The sequence below is a fragment of the Dietzia sp. B19 genome (assembly GCF_014145155.1).
Classification (GTDB): Bacteria; Actinomycetota; Actinomycetes; order Mycobacteriales; family Mycobacteriaceae; genus Dietzia; species Dietzia natronolimnaea.
This window is the reverse complement of record NZ_JAALED010000010.1, coordinates 1-4,857: the sequence shown is the minus strand read 5'-3', so window position 1 is coordinate 4,857 and position 4,857 is coordinate 1. Positions and strand designations below refer to the sequence as shown.

Here is a 4,857-nt window from a genome sequence, read left to right as displayed (position 1 = left end):
CGCGGCGACGCCGGGGTGGTCGCCGCCGTGGGACCGGACGGACGGGTCGCCGCCCTGGTCTCCGAGTCCGGGCAGCGCGCGGCTCCGGTCGTGGTCATGCGCCCGGCGGGCCTGTGAGACCCGGGCGTAAGGTGGTCGCCGTGCAGCTGTGGCGGACGTTCGACGAGATCGTGATCCCCGACGGCGGGACCTCCGTCGCACTCGGGGTGTTCGACGGACTCCATCGAGGTCACCGGGGTCTGGTGGAGCACGCGGTGGGTACCGGACGCGAGTCGGGGGCGAGCCCGGTGCTGGTGACGTTCGACCCGCACCCCGTCGAGGTGATCAGACCCGGTACGCATCCGCTCGTGCTCACCCCCCTGGAGCGACGCGCCGAACTGGCCGGCGACCTCGGGGTCCATGCCGTCTTCGCCCTGCCCTTCGACACCGACATGGCCTCGTGGGAACCCGACGAGTTCATCGACCGCGTGCTGGTGCGGGGGTTGCGGAGCCGCTCCGTCACCGTGGGCAGCAACTTCTCGTTCGGCCGACGCGCGGCGGGTACCCCGGAGACGCTGCGCGAGCTGGGCGCCGAGCGGGGCATCGACGTCCGGGTGATGGATCTGCTGGAATCCGGGGGGGAGCCGGTGTCCTCCTCCCGGATCCGGCGTCTGCTCGCGGAGTCCGACGTCGCCGGCGCGGCCGCGATCCTCGGCCGTCCCCATCGCGTGTCCGGGATCGTCGTGCACGGAGCCGGGCGTGGTGGACGCGACCTCGGGTACCCGACGGCCAACCTGGATCTGCCGGAGTACACGGCAGTGCCCGTCGACGGCGTCTACGCGGGGTGGTTCGCCCTCCTCGACGATCACGAGGTAGACGGGTCGATCCAGCCCGGTCGGCGCTACCCGGCCGCGATCTCCGTGGGGACCAATCCGACGTTCGGGGACGCGGCGCGCAGCGTCGAGGCGTTCGTCCTGGACGAGTCGGCGGACCTCTACGGGCGGGTGGCGGCCGTCGACTTCGTCGACCACGTCCGTGACATGGAGAAGTTCTCCTCGGTCGACGAGCTCCTCGTGGCCATGGACCGGGACGTCGCCAGGACCAGGGCCGTTCTCGACGCCGGCGCTGACCGCCGCTGATCATCGATTGGGGCGCCGGTGCCCTCCACTGGTAACGTCTCCTGTCGGCCCTCCTGCGGTCCGCGGCGGCGGGGTCATTCATTTTCGCGGACTGGAACAACCAGGAGACACCCATGGCGATGACCACCGAAGAGAAGAAGGCCGTACTGGCCGAGTACGGGATCCACGAGACCGACACCGGTTCGCCCGAGGCCCAGGTCGCGCTGCTCACCAAGCGGATCAGCCAGCTGACCGAGCACCTCAAGAGCCACCAGCACGACCACCACTCCCGTCGCGGTCTGCTCCTGATGGTCGGCCGTCGTCGTCGTCTCCTCAAGTACATCGCCAAGGTCGACATCGCGCGCTACCGCTCGCTGATCGAGCGCCTCGGCCTGCGTCGCTGAGCGGACCCCGCCCGCACGCCCGCTGTTCCCCGTCCTCGAAGAGGGCGGGGAACAGTGCTGTACGGGGGCGGTGTCCGCGCGTCCCCCGGTGACCCGGGGTGTTGTCCCTGGTAGCCTGATCACGGCCGGTGCGCACGTACCGGGTGTCGACAGGTCCGATTGACGGTCCTCGGTAGTGGCTGCCGGAACCGCGGGTGCCCCGGGACGGGGCGCCGGTTCCGGCCGCTTCGATCGAAGACCGAAGTCGAACCGGGATTCCCTGACGTGTGACCCGGCGGGCCCGGCGGAGACGTCTCCGCCGTGAGGCCCCCAGTCACCGACAGGACAGGACTACACATGCCAGAGATCACGGCCGTCGAGGTCGAAGACGGTGTCTTCGAGACCGTCGCGACCATCGACAACGGCGACTTCGGTCGCCGCGAGGTGCGATTCGAGACCGGACGCCTTGCCAAGCAGGCCGCCGGGGCCGTCGTCGCGTACCTCGACGACGACACCATGATGCTGTCCGCCACCACGGCGGGCAAGCACCCCAAGGAGCACTTCGACTTCTTCCCCCTGACGGTGGACGTCGAGGAGCGGATGTACGCCGCGGGTCGCATCCCGGGCTCGTTCTTCCGCCGCGAGGGTCGGCCGAGTACCGACGCCATCCTCACGTGTCGCCTCATCGACCGTCCGCTGCGCCCCACCTTCGCGGACGGGGTCCGCAACGAGGTCCAGGTCGTGGTGACCATCATGAGCCTGGACCCCAAGGACCTCTACGACGTCGTGGCGATCAACGCCGCGTCCGCCTCCACGCAGCTGTCCGGCCTCCCGTTCTCGGGTCCGGTCGGAGGCGTGCGGATCGCGCTCATCCCCACCGCCGCCCGCCCCGAGGGGCAGTGGGTCGCCTTCCCCACCGTCGAGCAGCTCTCCGAGGCGGTCTTCGACATGGTCGTGGCCGGTCGCGTCGTGGGCTCCGGTGATACCGCCGACGTCGCCATCATGATGGTCGAGGCCGAGGCCACCGACACCGTCATCGAGAAGATCGCGGGTGGCGCGCAGGCTCCCACCGAGGACGTCGTGGCGCAGGGTCTCGAGGCGGCCAAGCCGTTCATCTCCGAGCTGTGCGCCGCGCAGCAGGCACTGGCCACCGCGGCCCCGTCCGAGGCCCGGGAGTTCCCGCTCTTCCCGCCCTACCAGGAGGACGCGTTCACCGCGGTCTCCGAGGTGGCCGAGGCCAAGCTCGGTGAGATCATGTCGATCGCGGACAAGCAGGAGCGCGACGGGGCGACCGACCAGCTCAAGGCCGAGGTGCTCGACTCGCTCTCGGAGCGGTTCTCCGGTCGGGTCGGGGAGCTCGGTGCCGCGTTCAAGTCGCTCACCAAGAAGATCGTCCGGAAGCGGATTCTCACGGACCACTTCCGCATCGACGGCCGCGGCATCAGGGACATCCGCGCGTTGTCCGCCGAGGTCGAGGTCATCCCACGGGCCCACGGTTCCGCCCTGTTCGAGCGGGGTGAGACCCAGATCCTCGGGGTCACCACGCTCGACATGGTCAAGATGGCCCAGCAGATCGACTCGCTCGGTCCGGAGACCAGCAAGCGCTACATGCACCACTACAACTTCCCGCCGTACTCCACCGGCGAGACCGGTCGCGTGGGGTCGCCCAAGCGTCGTGAGATCGGCCACGGGGCGCTCGCCGAGCGTGCGCTCATGCCGGTCCTGCCGAGCGTCGAGGAGTTCCCGTACGCGATCCGGCAGGTCTCCGAGGCGCTCAGCTCCAACGGCTCCACCTCGATGGGGTCCGTCTGCGCCTCCACCCTGTCGCTGCTCAACGCCGGTGTGCCGCTCAAGGCCCCCGTCGCGGGTATCGCGATGGGCCTGGTCTCCGACGAGGTCGACGGTGAGACCCGCTACGTGGCCCTCACCGACATCCTCGGTGCCGAGGACGCGTTCGGCGACATGGACTTCAAGGTCGCCGGCACGGGCATGTTCGTCACCGCGCTGCAGCTCGACACCAAGCTCGACGGCATCCCGTCCGAGGTCCTGGCCGGCGCGCTCACCCAGGCCCGCGAGGCCCGGCTGACCATCCTCGACGTGATGGCCGAGGCGATCGACGAGCCGGACGAGCTCAGCCCGTTCGCGCCCCGCATCATCGCGATCAAGGTCCCGGTCGACAAGATCGGTGAGGTCATCGGGCCCAAGGGCAAGATGATCAACTCGATCACCGAGGAGACCGGCGCGTCCGTCTCGATCGAGGACGACGGCACCGTGTACATCGGGGCCACGGACGGCGAGTCCGCGCAGGCCGCGATCGACAAGATCAACGCCATCGCCAACCCGCAGCTGCCCAAGGTCGGCGAGCGGTTCCTCGGCACGGTCGTCAAGACCGCCCCGTTCGGCGCCTTCCTCTCGCTGCTGCCCGGCCGCGACGGCCTGGTGCACATCTCCAAGCTGGGCCAGGGCAAGCGGGTCGGCAAGGTCGAGGACGTCGTGAACGTGGGCGACAAGATGCAGGTCGAGATCGCGGACATCGACAACCGCGGCAAGATCAGCCTCGTGCCCGTCGGCGACGAGTCCGCCGCGGCGGCATCGCCTGCCGACGCCGAGGGCGACGACAACTGATACACCGCCGGGGCGGGAACGCGCACCCCGGCACCTCACGAGGCACGCACCCCGGAGCGCGGGGTGCGTGCCTCGTATCGCTGGAAGGGAGGGTCGCCGTGGATCCGACGATCAGGGTGGACAGATCGATCCCCGGGCTCCGGGTGGTCACCGAGAACCTGCCGTGGTGCCACACCGCGGCGGTCGGGGTGTGGATCGCGGCGGGTTCCGCCGACGAGGCCCCCGAGGAACACGGTGCCGCGCACTTCCTCGAGCACGTCCTGTTCAAGCGGACCGCCACGGCCTCGGGACTCGAACTGTCCGAGCGCATCGATCTCCTCGGGGGTGACCTCAACGCCTACACGGGCCGGGAGCACACCTGCTACCACGTCCACGTCCCGGCGGAGGGCCTGGCGACGGCCGTGGACGTACTGGTGGACGTGGTGGCACGCGGGTCGTGTGACCCGGAGGACGTGGAGATCGAGCGGGACGTGGTGCTCGACGAGCTCGCGGGCCGGGCCGACGACCCGGAGGACCTCGCCTGCGAACTCGCCACCGGAGCCGTGTTGGGTGATGACCCGCTGGCTCGCCCGATCATCGGGACCGAGGAGTCGGTGGTGGCCCTGGACGCGCAGACGCTGCGATCGTTCCACCGCAGGGTCCTCCGTGCGGGTGACGTCGTGGTGGCCGCGGCCGGGCGCATCGACCACGAGGAGCTGGTCAGACGCATCGCCGACGGCCCGCTGGCCGCCGTGGTCGCCGAGGGCCCGGCG

General features: G+C 70.2%; 5 protein-coding genes. All 5 read left to right on the top strand.

Annotated elements, in window-relative coordinates; translation table 11 throughout:
* The first annotated feature begins 15 nt into the window (after positions 1-15).
* A complete protein-coding gene (locus tag G6020_RS00530) occupies positions 16-117 on the top strand; it encodes a hypothetical protein (protein ID WP_347238273.1) in 102 nt (33 codons plus the stop codon).
* A gap of 23 nt (positions 118-140) precedes the next feature.
* Positions 141-1,118 carry a bifunctional riboflavin kinase/FAD synthetase gene (locus tag G6020_RS00525; protein WP_182609304.1) on the top strand — a complete coding sequence of 326 codons (978 nt, stop codon included), beginning with the start codon at positions 141-143 and terminating at the stop codon, positions 1,116-1,118.
* 113 nt (positions 1,119-1,231) lie between these two features.
* Positions 1,232-1,501, top strand: a complete 270-nt coding sequence (rpsO, locus tag G6020_RS00520; protein WP_107747462.1) for a 30S ribosomal protein S15 — start codon at positions 1,232-1,234, stop codon at positions 1,499-1,501.
* Between the two features lie 336 nt (positions 1,502-1,837).
* On the top strand, positions 1,838-4,105 hold the full coding sequence (locus tag G6020_RS00515) for a polyribonucleotide nucleotidyltransferase (protein WP_182609303.1): 2,268 nt from the start codon (positions 1,838-1,840) through the stop codon (positions 4,103-4,105).
* Between the two features lie 98 nt (positions 4,106-4,203).
* On the top strand, positions 4,204-4,857 hold a 654-nt coding region (locus G6020_RS00510), incomplete at its 3' end, for an insulinase family protein (RefSeq protein WP_182609302.1).

Bases quoted from the DNA above. Each gene is read 5' to 3' on its own strand.
- rpsO (WP_107747462.1), top strand. From the start codon at position 1,232: ATGGCGATGACCACCGAAGAGAAGAAGGCCGTACTGGCCGAGTACGGG.
- G6020_RS00515 (WP_182609303.1), top strand. From the start codon at position 1,838: ATGCCAGAGATCACGGCCGTCGAGGTCGAAGACGGTGTCTTCGAGACC.